Here is a 19911-nt window from a genome sequence, read left to right as displayed (position 1 = left end):
ATAACGCGCAAAAATAATCCGGTGCTCCGTTATTTTAAAATCGCCTGAATCGCCGCAAGACACAGGGTCACCTCATCGGCGGTGTTTTCGGGCCCGAAAGAAAAACGGACCGTGCCCTGTGGAAAGGTACCGAGAGTCTGGTGGGCGCGCGGTGCGCAGTGCAGTCCCACCCGGGTCATAATTCCGGCCTCCTGCTCAAGCGCGTAGGCCACGGCCGCGTTGTCGACCGGGGAGAAATCCACGCTGACCACGCCAAGCCGCCGGAAAAACCAAGCCGGATCGGAAATTCCCGCCACCTTTGCGCCGGGAATTTTGGAAAGTCCCTCTAAAAACTGGGCTGTCAGTTTCATTTCTTTTTCAAGGACTGCTTCCGGACCATTTTCAAGGGCCAGCAGCGCCTGCCGCAGCCCGAGGATGGCGGGAATGGGAAGGGTGCCGCTTTCAAACTTGTCGGGAAGAAATTCCGGCTGTTCCTCGGAGTCCGAACGGGAGCCGGTGCCGCCCTCAATTACCGGACGCATGACTTTTGCAAGAAGCGGCAGAACGAGAAAGCCGCCCACGCCCTGCGGGCCTCGCAGCCCTTTGTGTCCCGGAAAAGCCAGAAAGTCGATGCACATGTCTTTCATATGGATGGGGAGAACGCCTGCGGTTTGGGCTGCGTCCACCGCGAACCACACGCCCCGCTCTCTGCACATCGCGCCAAGTTCGCCTATGGGTAAGACGGTGCCGCAGACGTTGGAGGCATGGGTGCACAGCACCGCCCGTGTGTTTTTTTGAAAGAGTGCGCGGACCGACTCTGGCTCCAGCGTCCCGTCCGGGGCGCATGGGGCGGCGCTGACCTCTACGCCCGTCTGGGCCAGCGTGTGTAGCGGGCGCATCACCGCGTTGTGCTCCACGGAGGAGACAATCACATGGTCGCCGGGAACCAGCAGGCCCTTTAAAAACTGATTTACTGAGGCGGTCACTCCGCCGGTAAAGCAGACGCAGGCATCCTTGGGGGCGGAGAACAGGCGCTTCAACCGCTCCCGTGTGTCCAGCACCTGCCCCAGCAGTTCATAGGAACGCTCATAACCGCCCCGACTGATGTTAAAGGCTCCGCTGTCAATTAGTTCTGCCATTGCCCGGCCCACGCCTGGGGCCTTGGGAAACGAGGTGGCCGCATTGTCAAAATAAATTGTGTCCATAGCGTTCCTCCGTACGTGTTTTTATAATCATCTTAATATGAATTTCAAAACCGTTCAATCGGTGGATAAAATCATAGATAAACACATATCCAAAATAACGATTGGAGATTGAAGCAGCCGCAGGTTACTTCTGAAATTCAATCATCTAAATTGGTCATCCGGCCACCAAAAAAATAATGCTGCCGATATAGCCTTTCTTCAGGATGACGTTAACCTCGCAAGCGGTTTCGTTTTAACTGCGCAGACTTTTGAAATTCCCGCGCGCTGAGTTATCTAATTTTTCAGACGGCGAGAATTTGCAGCGTTTCAAAAATTTACCGCCAAAATTTCGGCATATTCTTATTTTTTCGAGTCAAACTACTCTTGCGATACCCAGAAACCCACAAACACGAATTCAATAAATTCGGAATTGAGAAAAGGAGAAACAATTATGGCTAGCAAGAATACGAACAAGATCAACGTGCCCGAGGCCCGCGCGGCCATGGATAAGTTCAAGATGGAGGCTGCTTCCGAGGTTGGCGTCAACCTGAAGGAAGGCTATAACGGCGATCTCACTTCCCGCGAGGCCGGTTCTGTCGGCGGCCAGATGGTCAAGAAGATGATCGAGTCCTACGAGAAGTCCCTGTAACTTCTCCTAAGACAAACACGCGGCTCCCGGTTTTATCTGCCGGGAGCCGCATTTTATTTATAGAAGTGCCCCGCCGGTCCGAAAAGCCGGATCGGCGGGGCATCTTTAAAGAATCAACCGCGAAACTCAGGCCGTCTTTGCGACGGTGAGCGTAGAGGCGAAGCGATAGATAATTGCTGCGGACTGGCCGCGAGTGGCAGTGGCAAAGGGACGGATCGTGTTGTCGTTAAATCCGTTAATCAGGCTGTTGCCGTTGGCCCAGACCAGCGCCTTGGTGGCATAGGAGGAAACCTGCTGGGCATCGGTGAAGGCACCCAAACTGCCGCCGACGCTGACGCTGTAACCCAGAGCCTCCGCATAGCGGAACATAAACGCCGCAAACTGCTGACGGCTCACGGAATCACCGGAGACAAAGGTCGTCTCCGTCTTGCCGTTGACAATGCTGTTCTCGTTGGCCCAAGCCACGGCCTTGCCCAAATCGGTGGCAAAGTCCACATCGGTGAAGGCAGGGTTCGCCTTGGCGGAAGGTCTTCCAGCAAGGTTCCACAGGGCCAACACCACGTCGCCACGGGTCATAGTGACGTTGGGGCTGAAGGCGGTTTCGGAGGTGCCGGGAATCAGGCCCTTCTCAATGGAGAAGAGAACCGCGTCATAGTAATAGGCATTGGATGCCACGTCGGTAAAGGGCATGACCGCGCCTGTGACAGTGATACGACCCTGCTCCTTGGAATACTCTGCGGGAACAGTGCCCTTCAAAGTGCGGGTGATGTAGTTAATCAGGATTTCATTGTCCAGCATAGCGGGAACGCGGAGTGTCTTGCACTTCTGGAACATATTCAGGCCGTCGCCCGCGCTCTCCAGCATATAGTTGTGTGAGGCCAGCTTATAGGTCTTGGTGGTCACGATGTCTACGCCGCCGACCTTCACGTCCTTGACCCGCCGTGCGCCCGTGACGGAGACAAACATCTTGTTGTCGTCGGTTTTCACGGTGGAGGGAATGCGGGTGTCAATGGTGTAAGTCAGGCCGGAAACCTGAAGGAAGCCGCCATTTTCATCAGGGGCGGTGCGGGAAGCCATTTCCAGAGCATCCAAAATCTGCTGACCGGTGGCCTCCACCATCCGCAGCTCGTTGCCGAAAGGATGCACGGCGATGATCTGCCCATAGGTGATGTCGCCTGCCTTGATGTCGGCGCGGATGCCGCCGCCGTTGACAATGGCCACGTCTGCGCCCGCCGCGTCGCGGTAAGCGTCAGCAACCAGATCGCCCAGATTGGTTTCCTGATTGCGGATGGCGCGCGTCTTGCCGTCGGCCTCCAGCGTGGTCAGGTTCACGGACGTTTTGGCAACTACTTTATTCAGCAGCGCATCGTTTTTGGACTGAATGCCCTTGACAAAGGTGTCAACGGTGGGGTCCTTGGCGGTATAGTCCGTCACCAGCTCGGTGGAAACGGCCCCACTGGACTTAATCACCAGCTTGCCAATGGCGGCAAGCTTCGTGCCGGTGGAGGTCAGCAAAACGGTCTTGCCGTCCTTATCCGAGACCTTCTGAGAGGGGATGGTGCTGTGGGAATGGCCGTCAAGGAAGGCGGTCAGGCCGGAAACGTTGGCAATCACGTCGGCGGAGCGCCAGGGAGCGCTCTGTGCGTCGTCGCCAAGGTGGCCCACGGCGATGACATAGTCGGCGCCTGCGGTCTTGGCAGAGTCAACTGCGGACTGCACAGCGTTGTATAGATCTTTGCCGTTATTGCCGGCGCAGAAGCCGTAAATGTACTTGCCGGCGTTGTTTTGGAAATAGGTAGGGGTGGACTTGGTGATGGACTCGGGCGTGTCGATGCCCACATAGGCCACTTTGGTATCGCCGTAGGTAACCATCTTATACGCATCGAACACAGGCTTATTGGTCCGCAGGTCCATAAAGTTGGCGCAGACATAGCCGCTCTTCATGGCCTTGGCCAGATCCATAAACTGGTCCATACCATAGTCAAACTCGTGGTTGCCGGGGACAGCCACATCGTAGCCAACCTGATTCATGATGTCCACGATGTATTCGCCCTTGGACAGGGTGCCCAGAGCCGCGCCCTGCACCGCGTCGCCCACGTCCACAAGGGTCACATTGTCGGTGGCCTTGCGCATCTCGGCGGCGTAGGCCGCAAAGCCCGCATAACCAATTTTGTCGTCCACACCGCAGTGAACGTCGTTGGTGTACAGCACCACAATGTCGCCCTTGTCCACCGTGGCAGGAGTTTCAGCCGCGAGGCCGAGCGTGGTCAAAGACATGGCTGTAATCACAGCCAGCAACAGGGAAATTGCCTTTCTCATCTTTTACCTCCTTCATTTCAAAAGCGCGGTGTAAACCGTGCTTTATGTTGAGATCAGTATAACCCGCACAGGGGAAAAAAGAAAGAGGGAAAAGCAAAATTGGCGTAAAATTTGCCATATTGGTTAAATAAATGCGCGGAAAAAGAAGTCGAATCCCGCCGTAAAAATATTTTGCGGCAGAGGCTCCGGACATCTGGAAATCCGGAGAAAATTATGCTATGCTGAGGGCGTGTCAAGACAAAACGCAAGGGAGGATTTTGGATGAGAACATTACTTAAAGGCGGCGGCGTGGTGTCCGGACGTGGAGTCCGCCGGGCGGACGTGCTGATCGATGGAGAAAAGATTGTTCAGGTTGGCAGAGGACTATCCGCCACGGGAGAAAATGTGGTGGACGTATCGGGGATGCTTCTGTTTCCGGGATTTATCGACGCGCATACCCATTTTGATCTGGATGTGGCTAATACCACCACCGCTGATGATTTTACCACTGGCAGTCGGGCCGCCATCCGAGGTGGGACTACCACTGTAATCGACTTTGCGTGTCCCAACAAGGGGGAGTCTTTACAATACGGGCTGGATTTGTGGCACAAAAAAGCCGACGGCCGCGCCTTTTGCGACTACGGCTTCCACATGACCATCGACGATTGGAATCCCTCTGTGGAGGCGGAGCTTCCGGCCATGTTTGAGCAGGGAATTTCCTCCTTTAAAATGTATCTCACCTATCCTGCCATGATGATTGGCGACGGCGCGATTTACAGCGCGCTGAAGGCCCTGCGGCGGCTGGGCGGCATCTGCGGCTTCCACTGCGAAAACGCCGGGGTGATTGACGCCATGATTGCCGAGAAAAAAGCAGCCGGAGAACTGTCTCCTGCTTCCCATCCTCAAACCCGCCCCCCGTATCTGGAGGCCGAGGCGGTGAGCCGTCTTTTGCGCATCGCGCAGGCGGCGGACAGCCCCGTGATTATTGTGCATCTCACCAACCGACAGGCGCTAGAGGAGGCGGAAGCCGCCCGGAAGCGGGGGCAGAAGGTCTATGTGGAGACGTGCCCTCAGTATCTGGTGCTGGACGAAAGCGTTTATTTTAATGAGGATTACTCCGCCGCTGCGCGGTATGTCTGCGCGCCCCCCATCCGCGCGAAGGAGGAGCAGACATATTTGTGGCGGGGGCTGAAGCGGGGCCTGATTCAGACCGTCTCCACCGATCACTGTGCGTTCACGTTGGAACAGAAAGATGTGGGCCGGGGGGACTTTACGAAGATTCCCGGCGGTCTTCCAGGTGTGGAGGCCAGAGGAGAACTACTGTATTCCTTTGGCGTGGAGAAGAAGAAAATTGCGCTGCCAACCATGTGTCAGGTGCTCAGCGAGAACCCCGCCAAGCTGTATGGCCTGTATCCCCGCAAGGGCGCCATCCGCGTGGGAAGCGATGCGGACATCGTGGTGTATGACCCCGGCGCAAGCCATGTCATTCGAGGGGAAGACAGTTTGAGCGTCGCGGGCTATTCTCCCTACGATGGGGTTGTCACCTCTGGCGGCATCGCGCAGGTCTATCTGCGAGGCAGACTGATGGCGGAGCTTGGAAGAATTCTAGTGGCGGAGCCTCACGGAAAATATATGGCCCGCGGAAAGAATTCCCTTTAAAGGCCATTTCCGCCCATCGGCGGGTGGCTATAACCCAGAATATCGGACGAAAATGAAAAGATACTCGGCTCTGAATAGAAAGCGCATCTGGAGCCACCCCCGACACCAAAATCATGGATAAAATGAAAATTGGGAGGCGAACGGCGTGAAGGACGAAGTTTTTATGAAGCAGGCAATCGAGCTTTCCCGGCTGGCGGTGGAACACGGAAACGAGCCGTTTGGCGCGGTGCTGGTCAAGGACGGAGAAACTGTTTGCACAAACGAAAACCAGATTTACACGATGCACGACCCGACCTTCCACGGAGAAGCGGGGCTGATCCGGCGGTTTTGTGCAGAAACCGGGATTACGGATTTGACGGACTATACCATGTATTCAAGCTGCGAGCCCTGCTTCATGTGTAGCGGCGCCATGGTGTGGGTGAAGCTTGGACGACTGGTTTTCGGAGCGAGCAACGATGACCTTGAGCATATTTTGGGCAATAACGGCTGCGCGTGCAGCCAGATGGTTTTTGAAAATTCATTTCACGGCCCGCAGGTGACCTCCGGCGTTTTGAGGGAGGAGAGCCTTGCTGTGCTGGAGTCTTATTTTAAAAGCCACGTAAAGGGATAAGTGCCGCTTGTAATTTGACAGGAGCTTGTTGCAATGGCGTCCAATACTCTTTCGGACGATTCCCACAGGGCAACGCGCTCTTTGGGGCAAGTTTACGGGGCAGCAACCTTTACATAAAAAAGAGAGCGGGCGTCCGGTAGATACCGGACGCCCGCCTTTTTGTTTCAAGCTTGATAAACGCATATCCGCAAAGCGGAAAATAACATTCTGTTTACTTGAAGTTTTCGATAATGTCGACCAGCTCCGCGCCGATGCGCTTCTGAGCCTCCTTGGTGCCCGCGCCGATGTGGGGCGCGCACGCCACTGCGGGATGGGACGCAAGCTCCCAATTGGGATTCTTTTCGTCCATCCACACGTCAAGGCCTGCGGCCTTCACCTTGCCGGAGTTCAGCGCATCCAGCAGAGCGGCTTCGTCGATGTTGGAGCCACGGGAAGTGTTGATAATCACCACGCCGTCCTTCATCTTGGCAATGCTCTCCGCGTCCACCAACGGCTTGTCGCCGGCGGGGGCGCTGAGGGCAATCACGTCGGACTGGGAAATCAACTCCTCCATAGAGACAAAGTGCATGGTTTCGCACTCGCAGCCCTCGGGCTTGTTGCGGTGGACGGAGGACAGCACGTTCATGCCCAGAGCCTGAGCCTTTTCGCCGATCATGCGGCCGATGCGGCCATAGCCCACCACGCCCATGGTCTTGCCCTGAAGCTCAAAGCCCTTGGAATAGGCCTTTTTCTCCCACTTCTGCTCCCGCATGGTGTGGCCCGCCACGGAAAGGTTGCGGGCGCAGGCGAACAGCAACGCAATCGCAAGTTCTGCCACGGCGTTGGAGGAGGCGCGGGGCGTGTTCATCACCTTGATGCCCGCCGCCTCGGCGTATTTTACGGCGATGTTGTCCACGCCCACACCGGCGCGGATAATCAGCTTAAGCTGACTGCCCTTGGCAGCGTCAATCTGAGGCTCCTTAATTTTGGTGGCGCTGCGGATCACCACAATGTCAAACTCCCGCAGGGCGGTACCCAACTGATCGGGCTCATAAAACTGCTCCACAACCTCAAAGCCGTCGCCGCGCAGCTGCGCAATGGCGCCTGCGTCCATGCCGTCGGTTACTAAGACTCTCATATTTTCACAGTCCCCTTTTCATCAATTTTCCGGCGCACCCCAGGGGCGCCATTTCGTCGGAAAAGCACATATCCATTGGGGGATGGATATCCGGCTTTGGCAATTAGGCGTTCTCCTGCTCGTACTTCTTCAGGAAGTCCACCAACGCCTCAACGCCTTCCTTGGGCATGGCGTTGTAGATGGAGGCACGCAGACCGCCCACGGACTTGTGGCCCTTCAGGTTGTCAAAGCCTGCGGCCTTGCTGGCGGCAACCACGGCGGCATCCTGCTCCTTGCTGGGGGAGACGAAGGGCACGTTCATGAGAGAACGGTCTGCCTTCTCCACGGGAGCGGTGAACAGCTTGCTCTGGTCCAGATAATCGTACAGCACCTTGGCCTTCTCTTGATTGCGCTGCTCCATGGCCTCCAACCCGCCGTTTTTCAGCAGGTAGTTGAAAACCTTGCCGCAGCAGTAAATTGCCCAGCAGTTGGGGGTGTTGTACAGAGAGTCGTTATCGGCGTGAGTCTTGTAGTTGAGATAGGTGGGAACCTTGGAATCCAGATCGTCGCGGATCAGATCTTCACGAATGATGACCACGGCCATGCCGGCGGGGCCCACGTTCTTCTGCACACCGGCCCAGATCATGCCGTAATCCGCCACATTGCAGGGACGGGAAAGGAACATGGAGGACTGGTCGGACACCAGAACCTTGCCCTTGGTGTTGGGCAGCTTGCTATAAGTCAGGCCGTTGATGGTTTCGTTCTCGCAGATATAAACATAGTCCGCGTTGTCGGGAATGTCCAGATCAGAGCAGTCCGGCACATAGGAGAAATTCTTGTCGGCGGAGGAGGCAACCACCTTCACCTCGCCGAATTTCTTGGCTTCAGAAATCGCCTTTTTGGACCAGGCGCCGGTTTCCACATAGCAGCCCACGCCGCCCTTGAGCAGGTTCATGGCCACCATGGCAAACTGTAGCGTGCCGCCGCCCTGCACAAACAGAATCTTATAGTTGTCGGGAATGCTCATCAGCTTCTTCAGGTCTTCCTTGGCAGCGGCCAGAATCTCTTCAAAAACCTTGGACCGGTGGCTCATCTCCATGACGCACATGCCGCTACCGCGGTAGTTCATCATTTCGGCGGCGATTTCCTCCAGAACCGCTTCCGGCATCATAGCGGGGCCGGCGGAAAAATTATAGGTACGTCCGTACTTCATCATCTGATCCTCCATGTTAATAATAATATCGCGCGTTCAAATCCGGATATGCCGTTTTAAATCTGGCATACATCTGACACACAGTATACGATGTTTCAGAGGAATATTCAACCGTAAAGGGGGAGATTGCGGAAGCTAAAAAACCAAGCTGTTTTTATGGAAAAAGCCCAAAAACGATTACGTATTTGATAGATATGCCCTATGGCCGGCGCGTGAGGCGGGAGACTGCCCGCGGCTCGCCCGGTTCGTCCATAAATCACAAAATAACAGATGCCACGATATTTTTCCACAGGTCCTATTTTCATTCGGCAGATTTTTGATGGAAGCGCCTTGTTAAGATATCTTAACATGTGCTATACTGTAAATAGTTGTTTTTTAATAGAATCGAAACAGGGGATTTTGACAATGAGTGAACATAGAACAAAATTTTATCGGTTTTTATCTGACTTTAATCGACTTAAATGGGGCATCGCGCTCAAGGCGCTGCTCACCGGCGCGGTGGCGGGACTGATTGCGGTGCTGTACCGCCTATTGATTGAGCATGGAACCTCTTTTGCCGTGGCGTGCTATGCCTATTTTCGAGCGCATCCCGTGTTTTTGATTCCGTGGGCGCTGGGGGCCTTGATTGCCGGGCTTTTCGTTGCCTGGCTCGTAAAGCTGGAACCGTCTGCCGCCGGAAGCGGCATTCCCCAGGTGGAGGGGGCGGTGCTGCTGGGGATGGAGCTGAAGTGGCGCTCTATTCTGGCGGTGCGGTTTGTGGCCGGCGGAATTTGCGGACTCTTTGGCCTTTCTCTGGGGCGGGAAGGGCCCTCTATCCAAATCGGTGGGGCGAGCGCCAAGGCGGTGTCCGGCCTTTGGGGCAAGAGCAAGGTGGAGGAGAATTATCTTATTACCGGCGGCGCCGCCGCAGGCCTTGCCGCCGCATTCAACGCGCCCTTGTCCGGCGTGATTTTCGCGCTGGAAGAGGTACATCGCAATTTTTCCCCCACCATTATGCTCACGGCCACTGCCGCGTCATTGGTTGCGGACTTTGTGTCAAAATACTTCTTCGGGCTGACGCCGGAACTCCATTTCGCTCAGATTCCCCAAATGCCGATTTACATGTATTTTTGGATGCTTCCGCTGGGGGCGCTGACAGGGTTTGTGGGCGGCCTTCTCAACCGGGCGCTGCTGGCCGCAGGCCCTCTTTCGGGAAAACTGCTGCCCGCGCGGTGGAGGCCCGCCGCTGTGATGCTGCTGTCCATTCCCTGCGGTCTGTTTCTGCCGCTGACGCTGGGCGGCGGCCGAGATTTGATTGAGTTTGCCCAGACCGCCACCGGGGGCATATCGCTACTGCTTGCTTTGTTGGCGGTGAAGTTTTTATTTACCTGTGCCAGCTTTGGCAGCGGCGTTCCCGGCGGCATTTTCATGCCCATTCTGGCGGTGGGAACCCTGACGGGAAGCATCTTCGGCATCGCCTGCGTGGAGATGGGACTGTTCCCCGCGCAGTACATCCCGGATTTTGCCGTGTGTGCCATGACGGCGGCGCTGGCTGCGGCGGTGAAGGCCCCAATCACAGCCATTTTACTTACGGTGGAGATGACCGGCACGCTGGTGCATATGCTGCCGGTGGCGGCCTGCGCGTTTGCTGCGCTGCTGGTATCCGACCTTATGAAGGTGGAGCCGATTTACGAAGCGCTTTTGAACAGCTCTGTGGAAAAGGAGCGCAAAGCGCCGGAGGCTCCTGAGACTCCTGAGGGAAAGAATTTGATGGAGATTCCCGTGGAGCTGGGAAGCTGCGCAGCGGGGCGGCGGATTGACGAGATCGGCTGGCCTGTGGGTACGCTGATTGTCAGCCTGATAAGAGGCAACGGGGATATTATCCCCCGAGGCGAAACCACCCTGCTTCCGGGAGACTACCTTGTGGTGCTTTATCCGCAGGGGCAGGAAAAGAAGGTCCGTGCCGCGATCACCGATCTTTGCCACGAAAAGTTTTAAAAAGCAGGTCCCGGTGACGACGGGCCCTGACCGTGAGAAAAGCGCCCGCCGTGCAAACCTGCACGGGGGGTGCTTATTTTTCGTCGAAGTCAGGAATCGTCGCACAGCGCCCGCTGCGCGGCAATGGTGTTCAAGGTATCCCCAAGCTGAGTCAACACCGCGGCGCAGAAGGCCAGCTCCTCGTCATTTAGGGACCCGGCCATGTACACCGCCAGAGAGTTGATTGCTGTGGTCAAGGCCAGAGGGTCGGAGCAGTTTTGATTCATAACATCACCCTGATGCAGGGTATGAAAAAAACGCGGCTTCCAGCACCGAAAACACCTTTTTCGGGCCGGAAACCACGCCTTTTACGCATTTGGCTGCTGCTTAAACGTCCATCAGACGTTTTGCCGACTGCACGTTCCGGTGCTCCATCTCCCGCAGCCGGGCCACGGCGGCCTCCTGCTCACCCGGGTGCTCCGCCCGCTCCACGGCCTTGTCGATCATGGCGCATAGCTGTCCGGAGGACGCTTCCTCCAAATCCACAAACAGGTCCTGCCCGATATAGCGCAGGAAGGAGGAAACTTTGGGATCGTACACCACGCCCACAAGGGGAATCCCCTGTCCGGCGGCAAAAATCAGCGCGTGGAGTCGCATGGACACCACCACCTGCATCCGGGAGAGGGCGCCGATGATGGTGTCGGCCCGGCCCGCGTCGTTGAGGAAATAGTGGGGGACCGTAAGGCCCTGCGCGGCCAGCGCGGCGGCCAGAGGGTCCTGATGGGTTTCCACCGCCAAAAACACAGGAGTCAGCCCGTGGCGGTTGTAGGCATATTCGGCGGCGGCGGCAAAAACGTGAGCCTTCTCCTCAAAGCCCTTCCATCGCCGCAGAGCAAAGCAGATATACCGCCCTTCCGTGGGAATCCCCGCCTGCAAAAGCACGCTGTCTGTCCGCTCTGGAGGGGCGCAGCGCAGCGTCAGGGCCGGGTCGGCAGTGAGAAGAATCACAGGATTTGTCACGCCCATGGATGCAAGCTCCGCCTGAGAGTCCGGCTCCCGCAGCGTAATGACGTCTACAGAGGCGTTCAGGACCTTCGCCGCCATTTTCCGGTGGCTGGGGCGGGAGACGGGGCCGATGCCGCAGCCATACATCTGCACCTTGCAGCCCAGATGCTTGGCAGTGGCGATGTTGTGCAGATAAAACCACAGGGACCGGCGGGAAGTCACATCCTGAATCAGGCTGCCTCCGCCGTTGATATAGAGCTTGCCGCGGCGCATGGCGCGGCTCCACGCGGGATAGTTGACCCGCTGCACCGCCGGGACCCGATAGGCGAGGCGGGTTTCTGCAGGGTTTTTGCTCAGTACCAGCACCGGCATGTCCGGGTCGATGGTCCGCATCTCCTGCAAGATGGCCTCCAAAATGGCGTCGTCTCCGGCGTTGCCCCGTCCGTAGGCTCCGCAGATAACCACGCCGTCTCGGCCCGCCTTGGGGCGGTTGTGGCGGCGGATAATCTCTCCGTAAATATGGAGCTGGGTATCCACCGTCTTCTGAATGGAAAACTGGGTGGATGCTTTTTCATACAACCGTTCCCCCATGTCCCGGCGTAAGTCGTCGTTCTCTGCCAGTGAGGCCAGCGCGGCCCCAAGGGCCTCGTCGTCTCCGGGAGTGAATAGATAACCATTTACATCCGTGTCGATGAGGGCAGGAATCCCGCCCACAGCGGTGGCCACGGTGGCAAGGTGAAACCGGGCCCCCTCCGTCAGGGCGTAAGGGAACGTTTCAGACACGGAAGTCAGGGCGTTGACGTCCAAGGCACTGTAAAACCGGTCCATGCCGCCGGAAATCCAACCGGCAAAGCACACTTGCGCCCCAACGCCCAGCTCGTCGGCCAAAGCCTCCAGCTTTTGCCGTTCCTCGCCGTCTCCGGCAATCAGCAGTCGCAGTCGGCCACACTTCGCGTGGGCCTTGGCAAAGCCCCGAACCAGCGTGGAAATGTCCTTCACCGGGTTCAGGCGGGCGGCGATGCCCACCACCACGCTGTCCTCCTCCGCGGCAAGGCCAAGCTCCCGGAGATAGGGCAGCCGATCCCCCTGGGGAGGGGCAGGGGTGAAGTCAATGCCGTTATAGATGGTAAAGAACCGGTCGGGGGGGAAGCCCCGGCGAATCAGCAGGTCCACCATCGCGTCTGACACGCCGATGCGATAGTCCAGCGTCCGCAGCGCCCGGGCGTTGATATTGCCGAAGGTGATACGGCTGAAAGGCCTGCCCATATAGTCAAGCTTATAGTCGCTGTGAACCGTGGAGCAAACAGGAAGGCCGGTGGTTCTGCGGAGCATGGCCCCCATCAGATTGGCTCTGGCTCCATGGCAGTGGATGACCTGATAGCCCCCCTCCCGGATGTACTTCGTCAGACGGTTGCGGATACGCAGAATATGATTTCCCGACATAATCTCCGTGGGAATACCAAGCTCTCGGGCCTCCTCGGCAAAAGGCCCGTCCCGAAAGCAGACAAGCTGGGCCGTGATGGTTTCGTTCAGATGGCGCAGAAGACTCAGCACGTGGGTTTTGGCCCCGCCAGAGTCGCCGCCGCTTATGAGATGGATGACTTTCATAGCGCTCCCTCTTTTGATAAACGCCCGTGGGCGTGAAATCCCTCTTGTACAAACTCGAAAAATATTATACAATAGCCAAAGTCTGAAAGCAAGGAGCAAGAGGCTTACGGAGGCGCATTGATGGAAAATGATTACAAAAACTGTAAAATCAGATTAGCAACCCCAGAGGACGCCGAGGCGCTTTTGCGCATATACGCGCCCTATGTGGAAAAGACGGCCATTACCTTTGAATATGACGTGCCTACCGTCAAGGAGTTTGCCGGGCGCATTGAAGAAATTCGTAAGAGATATCCTTACTTCGTGGCGGAGGAGGACGGCGAGATTTTGGGGTATGCCTACGCCCATGCGCTTCATGAGCGGGCGGCCTTTGGCTGGGCGGTGGAAACCACGGTGTATATCGCAGAGACGGCGAAGCGCCGGGGCCTTGGGAAGCGGCTTTACGACGTACTGGAGCAGGCGCTGGCAACTCAAAATATTTTAAATCTCTACGCCTCCATCGCCTATCCCGCCGGGGAGGACCCGCATTTGACCCGGGACAGCGTGGAATTTCACGAGCGTCTTGGATACAAGCTGGTGGGGCATTTTTCCCAATGCGGCTATAAGTTTGGTCGTTGGTACGACTCGGTGTGGATGGAAAAGCACATTGGCCTCCACACGGCGGGCCAGCCCGCGGTAAAACCCTTTGACCCGGCGGGCGTTTCGTTTCTTTAATTTCCCCACGGCGGGCCATGGATTTTGCAAAATCGGCCCGCCAAAGTCCAGCGATTATTAAAAAATCGGCGCTGAGGCGCGGTCCGGTGCGGACCAGCCCGAGCCAAAAAACTCAATTTACTTGGAGGTTGACAGATGGAACGGTCTAAAAAGAAATTTAACGTAATCGACGTGATTGCGGTCCTTTTGCTTTTGGCGGTGGCAGTGTTTGTGGGAAGCAAGCTGATTCATCGCGGTAGCGGCAGTGCCGGCGGCGAGGCAAAGACAGTCCATGTGACCTACGTGGTCAAGGCCGAGGGAGTGGACAACGCCCTCTATGAAAATTCTCTGGAGCACATCCCCTCCAGACTGATGGCCTCCGGAAAGCTGCTGGACGGGCAGATTGATTCCGTTGAGCAGGAACCATATTATGCACTGGATGAAAACGGGAACTGGGTGGAAGATCCTTATCACAAAAACCTGTACTTCACCGCCAGCATCAACGTACCGGACGCCGCGGTCCAGACCACCAAGGTGGGCGATCAGGAGGTCCGGGTGGGCAAGACGGACTACGTTTTGAAAAGCGAATACATCGAGTTTAGCGAAGTGACCATCGTGGATGTGACGTGGGGAGAGTAAGCTTCGGATACAATCGAGGGCTATGATAGGAGGGCGTTTTTATGCTTCAGGATATCGCGCCCCACAGCTTTCACAATGAATTCAAGGTTCCGCCCCCGCCGCCGGAGAGCGGCGATTTGGCGGTTTTGTTTTACAAGGGATCTGTGCTGATGACGGGGGAGGGGAGCTTTCCCACAGTGGCGGAGGTGCTGGCACTGGGCGCGGGGGAGGAGGAGCTGATCTATCTCTTCTCTGTGGACGAGCAGCGCTTTTACCTACTGGAGGAGCCGCCCGAAAGCGTCTGCTCTAAGCTGAGGACGACGCCTACCGCTGCGTTTCGCCGCATGGAGCCGCCGTTTCTCCGCCTTGTGGGGGCCACGGCGATGCACCTCGCAAACTGGTACCGCTCCAATCGCTTCTGCGGCGGCTGCGGAGCGCCCACGGTCCGGGACGATCAGGAGCGGGCTATGCGCTGCTCTGACTGCGGCGCGCTGGTTTACCCTCGCATCAATCCCGCGGTGGTGGTGGCCGTGCGAAACGGAGAAAAGCTGCTGCTGATCCGGTATGCCGACCGGCCCATGGTGTCGCAATACGCCCTGATTGCCGGGTTTACCGAAATTGGGGAAACCATGGAGCAGACCGCCCGCCGGGAGGTCATGGAAGAGGTGGGCCTGCGAGTAAAAAATGTGCGGTATCATGCCGACCAGCCCTGGGGCTTTGCGGGCAACCAGATGGTAGGCTTCTGGGCGGAGCTGGACGGAGACGAAACTGTCACGCTGGACACCCGGGAGGTGATGGAGGCAGTCTGGCTGGACCGGGAAGAGATTCCCCAAAGCGACGGCCCCATTGATTTGACCCACACTATGACGGAACTGTTCCGTCTGGGAAAGGATCCCCGCTAGAGGAGCTTACATTGCCTTGGAGACGCTTTCGGATATCTTTGCGCAAAGTAACTGCGGGGCGCAAATGCAAAACGCAAAACGGTAAAAGCAAATGCAGAGTGCCCAAAGTTAAGCGCATGGAGAAAGCACCGAAAGCGGACATAAAGCGACAAATGGAAATAAGAAGTGGCAAAACGCTGCTCAGAACAATCTGCGCATAATGGTGCGGGGTGTTTAAAAAGAACAGAAGCGTCTCTCAATATGAGAGACGCTTCTGCTTTTTTACAAATGCCTCCTCAGGCCAGTTCTGCCTGCCCGGTGTAGAGTTGGTAGTAGCGGCCCTTCTGGTCCAACAGGTCATCGTGTCCGCCCCGCTCAATGATTTCGCCCTGCTCCAGCACCAAAATGGCCTGCGAGTTGCGGACGGTGGAAAGGCGGTGGGCAATGACGAATACGGTGCGCCCCGCCATCAGCTGGTCCATGCCCTTTTCGATAAGCTTTTCCGTCCGGGTGTCGATGGAGCTGGTGGCTTCGTCCAGAATCAGCACGGGAGGATTGGACAGTGCCGCCCGGGCAATGTTCAAAAGCTGACGCTCTCCCTGACTGAGACAGCCGCCGTCCCCGGAGAGAACGGTTGCGTAGCCCTGAGGCAGGTGGCGAATAAAGTCGTCGGCGTTGGCAAGCTTTGCCGCGGCCTCCACCTCCTCATCCGTGGCGTCCAGCCTGCCGTACCGAATGTTGTCCGCCACGGTGCCGCTGAACAGATGAGTGTCCTGCAAAACAACGCCGAGCGATTTACGAAGAGAATCCTTTTCAATGTCCCGGATGTCGATGCCGTCGTAGGTGATGATTCCTGCGTCAAGCTCGTAAAACCGATTGATGAGGTTCGTAATGGTGGTTTTGCCTGCCCCGGTGGAGCCCACCAACGCAATTTTCTGCCCCGGCTCGGCATAAAGGGAGATACTGTTCAAGATCGTCTTGCTCCCGTCATAGCTGAACACCACGTGGTCAAACCGCACATCGCCCCGGACAGGAATCAGCGCGCCGTCGGTTTTTTTCCAGGCCCATGCGCCGGTTTCAAGGTTGGTTTCCTCAATACATCCTCCGGAAAGGCATTTTGCCCGGACCAGAGTGACCTTGCCGGAATCTTGCTCCGGCTCCGCTTCCATGACCTCGAAAATGCGCTCCGCGCCCGCCACTGCCCCCAGAAGAACATTCACCTGCTGAGACACTTGACTGACAGGCTGAGATACCTGCCGGGTATACTGCAAAAAGGCCGCAAGGCCGCCCAAATCGCCGCTGCGGATGGCCAGAAGGGCTCCTGCCATGCAGGTGACGGCATAGTTTAAATAGCTGAGGTTGCCCATTACGGGCATCATGGCGCCGGCAAAGGATTGGGCGTTGGTGGCCGCCTGCCGATAAGCTTCGTTTCGCTCCTGGAAGCCCTCAATTGCGGCGGACTCGTAGTTGAAAACCTTAATAACCTTCTGGCCCACGGTCATCTCTTCGATATAGCCGTTTACCGCGCCGATAGCCTTTTGCTGGGCGGTGAAGCTTTTGCGGCTCCTTCCGCCGATGCCCCGCACCGCTGCCAGCATCAACGCCAGCACGGAGAAGGTGATGCACGTGAGCAGGGGACTGATATAAAGCATCATGGCGAGCGTTCCCAAAAAGGTGGCGGTGGAGGAAATCAGGGAAGCGAAGGAGTTGTTGATGGCCTCGCTCACGTTGTCGATGTCGTTGGTAAAGCGGCTCATCAGTTCGCCGTGGGTGTGGGCGTCAAAATACTTCAGGGGTAGGGTTTGCAGCTTTGCAAACAAGTCCCGCCGCAAAGCGGCCACAGTGCTTTGGGAAATCCGTACCATAATTCGGGCGTAAGTGAAGCTCAATCCTGCGCCGAGAAGATAGATTCCGCCCATCAAAACCAGCATTTTTGCAAGGCCGGGAAAGTTACCCGGGAGAATATAGTCGTTAATCAACGGGCGCATCAGATAGGACCCGCCCACACTGCACGCCGCATTGAGAAAAATGCAAACCGCCACCAGCACCAGCCGGAGCTTATAGCGGCCAAGGTAACCCATTAGCCGACCCACGGTACCTCGCAGATTCTTGGGTTTTTGATAGACGCCCTGATTGGGCCCATGCCGGGGGACGGGGGCATGATTCGCGCCGTTTTTTTGTTCAGCCACCGATGCTCACTCCTTCCTGCTGGGACAGGTATACTTCCTGATAAATGTCACAGGTTTTCATCAATTCCTCATGGGAGCCCTGCGCCACAACCCGGCCTTTATCCAGCACCAGAATCAAATCCGCGTCCGCGATGGAGGAAATCCGCTGGGCGATAATCAGCTTTGTGGTGCCCGGCAAGTCCCGGCGAAATGCATCGCGGATTTTTGCATCTGTGGCGGTATCCACCGCGCTGGTGGAGTCGTCCAGAATCAATATCTTAGGCTGCTTCAAAATAGCCCGGGCAATGCACAGCCGCTGCTTTTGCCCGCCGGAAACGTTCACGCCGCCCTGGCCAAGGTCGGTGCCCAGTCCTTCGGGCATCCGGTCCAGAAATTCGTCCGCACAGGCGGAGCGGCAGGCGGCAAGAAGCTGGTCTTCCGTGGCATCGGGATTGCCCCAGAGGAGGTTTTCCCGGATGGTGCCGGAAAAAAGGGTGTTTTTTTGCAGGACAACGGAAACCGCGTCCCGCAGGTGCTCCATAGTGTAGTCCGCCACGGGGCGCCCGCCCACAAGAACCGTACCTTGCTGGGCTTCGTACAGCCGGGGAATGAGGGAAACGAGGGTGGATTTTCCGCTGCCGGTACTCCCTAGAATGCCCACAGTAGACCCGGTGGGAATGTGAAAGCTTACATCCTCCAACACCCATCCGGCGCTTTCGTCGTTGTACCGGAAGCTTACATTCTCAAAATCCACGGAGCCGGACTCCACGGACGCGCCGGTCTGGGCCTGCGCATCGGTGACGGAGGGAACCTCGTCCAGCACCTCGCAGATGCGCTTTGCGCAGGCGATGGAGCGGGACATCATCATAAAAATCATGGAAACCATCATCAGAGAAATCAATATTTCCGTGATGTAGGAAAAAAAGGCGGTGAGGCCCCCCACCTCCATGGTCCCGGCGAAAACCATTTTTCCGCCAAACCACATGACGGCGATAATGGTGCCATAGATAATCAACATCATCAAGGGCATGTTCACCACCACCGCGCCAAATGCCTTTTCGGAGGTTTCTCGGAGGCTGTTGTTTCGTTTGGAGAACTTCTCCTTTTCATAAGCCTCCCGGACAAAGGACTTCACCACGCGGATTCCGGTGAGATTTTCCTGTACTACCAAATTCACATCGTCGGTCTTCTCCTGAAGTTGGCGGAACAGCGGGCCAACCCTTTTTATCACCAGCACCACAAAAATCATCAGCAACGGAATCGCCACCAAAAACACGCGGGAGAGCTGGCTGCTCAGCCGCACGGCCAGCACCAGCGCCGCCACCAGCATCACCGGGGCCCGCACCAACAACCGCATGCTCATCATCAGCGTCATCTCCAAAACGCGCACGTCGCTGGTCAGGCGGGTCACAAGAGACGCGGTGGAAAACTTTTCGATGTTGGAAAACGAGAAGTCCTGCACACGGGCATATTCAGCCGTCCGAAGGTTTGCGCCAAAGCCCATGCCCGCCCGGGCGGAGGACGCGGCGCTGCCAAGGCCGAAGACCATGGCTACCGCCGCCATGATCACCATGAGAAAGCCCTTGCGCACAATGAAGCTTGCGTCCGCGTTAGCAACGCCGATGTCCACGATGTCAGCCATCACCAGCGGGATGAGAAGCTGGAAAATGGCGTCCATGGCAGAGCAGGCGATGCCCAGCGCAATCCATGGACGATAGCCCTTGGTATATGGCAGGAGTTTTTTCACCATCTTTTCCGATCCTCCTCTAAATAATGAATCATGCGATTGACAAAATCGTGAAACTGGGACAATTCCTCGGCCGTGAAGGCGGACTCCAGAAGGCGCTCTGTTTCCCGCATTTCCTGATGCATATGCTCCAGCCGCGCCTTCCCTGATTCCGTCAGGGCCACAAGCCGGCGGCGTGCGTCCGTCTGGTCGGCGCTGCGCACAATTAGCTCCCGCTCCACCATGCGGTCCACAATGCCGTTGACAGTGGAGGGCTTTACACGCAGATGCTCGCCCAGCGCCTGCTGTGTGGATTTACTTCCCTGATGAGCAAGATATACCATGACATGGGCCTGAAGAGGGGTTACATCGTATTTTGCCATGCGGGCGTCCGCCCGCTCCCGAAACAAATGGGCCGCGCAGCCGATGGACCGCCCCAGTGATTTCATTTCTTCCATATTGCTGGCTCCTTTCTCTAAATGTTAAGCAGGCTAATTATTAGCGTGCTAAACAATAACACGCTTTCGAAAAGTTGTCAATATGCAATTTTGGATGTTATTTGAACGTATTG

16 protein-coding genes are annotated in these 19911 nt (G+C 56.7%); 7 read left to right on the top strand and 9 right to left on the bottom strand.

The annotated features are described in order from the left end of the window. Positions 1-29: 29 nt before the first annotated feature. The gene (locus tag RT018_RS02245; RefSeq protein ID WP_312938918.1) at positions 30-1184 is read right to left on the bottom strand and encodes an aminotransferase class V-fold PLP-dependent enzyme; all 1155 of its coding nucleotides are present in this window, start codon (positions 1182-1184) and stop codon (positions 30-32) included. 430 nt (positions 1185-1614) lie between these two features. Between RT018_RS02245 and RT018_RS02240 the strand changes: the two genes are divergently transcribed. After that, a complete protein-coding gene (locus RT018_RS02240; protein ID WP_293007622.1) occupies positions 1615-1812 on the top strand; it encodes an alpha/beta-type small acid-soluble spore protein in 198 nt (65 codons plus the stop codon). Between the two features lie 126 nt (positions 1813-1938). Here RT018_RS02240 and RT018_RS02235 read toward each other — a convergent pair whose 3' ends face one another. After that, a complete protein-coding gene (locus tag RT018_RS02235; RefSeq protein ID WP_312938917.1) occupies positions 1939-4131 on the bottom strand; it encodes a 5'-nucleotidase C-terminal domain-containing protein in 2193 nt (730 codons plus the stop codon). Positions 4132-4392: 261 nt separating this feature from the next. Between RT018_RS02235 and hydA the strand changes: the two genes are divergently transcribed. Beyond that, a complete protein-coding gene (gene hydA / locus RT018_RS02230) occupies positions 4393-5769 on the top strand; it encodes a dihydropyrimidinase (RefSeq protein WP_312938916.1) in 1377 nt (458 codons plus the stop codon). A gap of 145 nt (positions 5770-5914) precedes the next feature. After that, on the top strand, positions 5915-6379 hold the full coding sequence (locus RT018_RS02225; RefSeq protein WP_312938915.1) for a nucleoside deaminase: 465 nt from the start codon (positions 5915-5917) through the stop codon (positions 6377-6379). Between the two features lie 211 nt (positions 6380-6590). Here RT018_RS02225 and RT018_RS02220 read toward each other — a convergent pair whose 3' ends face one another. Together RT018_RS02220 and serC are read right to left on the bottom strand one after the other, a co-directional pair. Continuing rightward, complete coding sequence (locus RT018_RS02220) at positions 6591-7496, bottom strand: NAD(P)-dependent oxidoreductase (RefSeq protein ID WP_312938914.1); 906 nt, start codon at positions 7494-7496, stop codon at positions 6591-6593. A gap of 103 nt (positions 7497-7599) precedes the next feature. After that, positions 7600-8691, bottom strand: a complete 1092-nt coding sequence (gene serC, locus RT018_RS02215) for a 3-phosphoserine/phosphohydroxythreonine transaminase (protein ID WP_312938913.1) — start codon at positions 8689-8691, stop codon at positions 7600-7602. 402 nt (positions 8692-9093) lie between these two features. Here serC and RT018_RS02210 point away from each other — a divergent pair, with 402 nt between their 5' ends. After that, complete coding sequence (locus RT018_RS02210) at positions 9094-10665, top strand: ClC family H(+)/Cl(-) exchange transporter (RefSeq protein ID WP_312938912.1); 1572 nt, start codon at positions 9094-9096, stop codon at positions 10663-10665. Positions 10666-10754: 89 nt separating this feature from the next. Here RT018_RS02210 and RT018_RS02205 read toward each other — a convergent pair whose 3' ends face one another. Then, complete coding sequence (locus RT018_RS02205) at positions 10755-10931, bottom strand: DUF6774 domain-containing protein (RefSeq protein WP_312938911.1); 177 nt, start codon at positions 10929-10931, stop codon at positions 10755-10757. 100 nt (positions 10932-11031) lie between these two features. After that, a complete protein-coding gene (gene csaB, locus RT018_RS02200; RefSeq protein ID WP_312938910.1) occupies positions 11032-13257 on the bottom strand; it encodes a polysaccharide pyruvyl transferase CsaB in 2226 nt (741 codons plus the stop codon). A gap of 120 nt (positions 13258-13377) precedes the next feature. On the opposite strand from csaB, the gene RT018_RS02195 reads away from it, so the two are divergent. From RT018_RS02195 to nudC, 3 genes are all read left to right on the top strand, one after another. Further along, a complete protein-coding gene (locus tag RT018_RS02195) occupies positions 13378-13968 on the top strand; it encodes an N-acetyltransferase family protein (RefSeq protein ID WP_312938909.1) in 591 nt (196 codons plus the stop codon). 135 nt (positions 13969-14103) lie between these two features. After that, positions 14104-14586: a DUF4330 family protein gene (locus tag RT018_RS02190; protein ID WP_312938908.1), complete on the top strand. Its 483-nt coding sequence runs from the start codon at positions 14104-14106 to the stop codon at positions 14584-14586. Positions 14587-14627: 41 nt separating this feature from the next. Next, on the top strand, positions 14628-15467 hold the full coding sequence (gene nudC / locus RT018_RS02185; RefSeq protein WP_312938907.1) for an NAD(+) diphosphatase: 840 nt from the start codon (positions 14628-14630) through the stop codon (positions 15465-15467). 275 nt (positions 15468-15742) lie between these two features. Here the strand turns inward: nudC and RT018_RS02180 are convergent, their stop codons facing one another. From RT018_RS02180 to RT018_RS02170, 3 genes are read right to left on the bottom strand one after another with little or no spacing between them, the layout of a single operon-like run. Further along, entirely contained in the window at positions 15743-17635 is a 1893-nt protein-coding gene (locus RT018_RS02180; protein ID WP_397359540.1) for an ABC transporter ATP-binding protein, read from the bottom strand. Beyond that, positions 17628-19364, bottom strand: a complete 1737-nt coding sequence (locus RT018_RS02175; RefSeq protein ID WP_312938906.1) for an ABC transporter ATP-binding protein — start codon at positions 19362-19364, stop codon at positions 17628-17630. The genes RT018_RS02180 and RT018_RS02175 overlap by 8 nt, the downstream gene beginning before the upstream one ends. Then, on the bottom strand, positions 19358-19798 hold the full coding sequence (locus RT018_RS02170; protein ID WP_312938905.1) for a MarR family transcriptional regulator: 441 nt from the start codon (positions 19796-19798) through the stop codon (positions 19358-19360). Before RT018_RS02170 ends, RT018_RS02175 begins: the two co-directional genes overlap by 7 nt. Between the last annotated feature and the right edge of the window lie 113 nt (positions 19799-19911).

The sequence above is a fragment of the Oscillibacter sp. genome, from assembly GCF_032060045.1.
Classification (GTDB): Bacteria; Bacillota; Clostridia; order Oscillospirales; family Oscillospiraceae; genus Oscillibacter.
Note: the sequence above shows the minus strand (reverse complement) of the source record. Positions and strands in the feature narration are given on the sequence as shown.

Coding starts and splice junctions, on each gene's coding strand:
- csaB (WP_312938910.1), bottom strand. CDS start 13,257: ATGAAAGTCATCCATCTCATAAGCGGCGGCGACTCTGGCGGGGCCAAA.
- RT018_RS02245 (WP_312938918.1), bottom strand. CDS start 1,184: ATGGACACAATTTATTTTGACAATGCGGCCACCTCGTTTCCCAAGGCC.
- nudC (WP_312938907.1), top strand. CDS start 14,628: ATGCTTCAGGATATCGCGCCCCACAGCTTTCACAATGAATTCAAGGTT.
- RT018_RS02170 (WP_312938905.1), bottom strand. CDS start 19,798: ATGGAAGAAATGAAATCACTGGGGCGGTCCATCGGCTGCGCGGCCCAT.
- RT018_RS02195 (WP_312938909.1), top strand. CDS start 13,378: ATGGAAAATGATTACAAAAACTGTAAAATCAGATTAGCAACCCCAGAG.
- hydA (WP_312938916.1), top strand. CDS start 4,393: ATGAGAACATTACTTAAAGGCGGCGGCGTGGTGTCCGGACGTGGAGTC.
- RT018_RS02175 (WP_312938906.1), bottom strand. CDS start 19,364: ATGGTGAAAAAACTCCTGCCATATACCAAGGGCTATCGTCCATGGATT.
- RT018_RS02205 (WP_312938911.1), bottom strand. CDS start 10,931: ATGAATCAAAACTGCTCCGACCCTCTGGCCTTGACCACAGCAATCAAC.
- RT018_RS02210 (WP_312938912.1), top strand. CDS start 9,094: ATGAGTGAACATAGAACAAAATTTTATCGGTTTTTATCTGACTTTAAT.
- serC (WP_312938913.1), bottom strand. CDS start 8,691: ATGATGAAGTACGGACGTACCTATAATTTTTCCGCCGGCCCCGCTATG.
- RT018_RS02235 (WP_312938917.1), bottom strand. CDS start 4,131: ATGAGAAAGGCAATTTCCCTGTTGCTGGCTGTGATTACAGCCATGTCT.
- RT018_RS02190 (WP_312938908.1), top strand. CDS start 14,104: ATGGAACGGTCTAAAAAGAAATTTAACGTAATCGACGTGATTGCGGTC.
- RT018_RS02240 (WP_293007622.1), top strand. CDS start 1,615: ATGGCTAGCAAGAATACGAACAAGATCAACGTGCCCGAGGCCCGCGCG.
- RT018_RS02220 (WP_312938914.1), bottom strand. CDS start 7,496: ATGAGAGTCTTAGTAACCGACGGCATGGACGCAGGCGCCATTGCGCAG.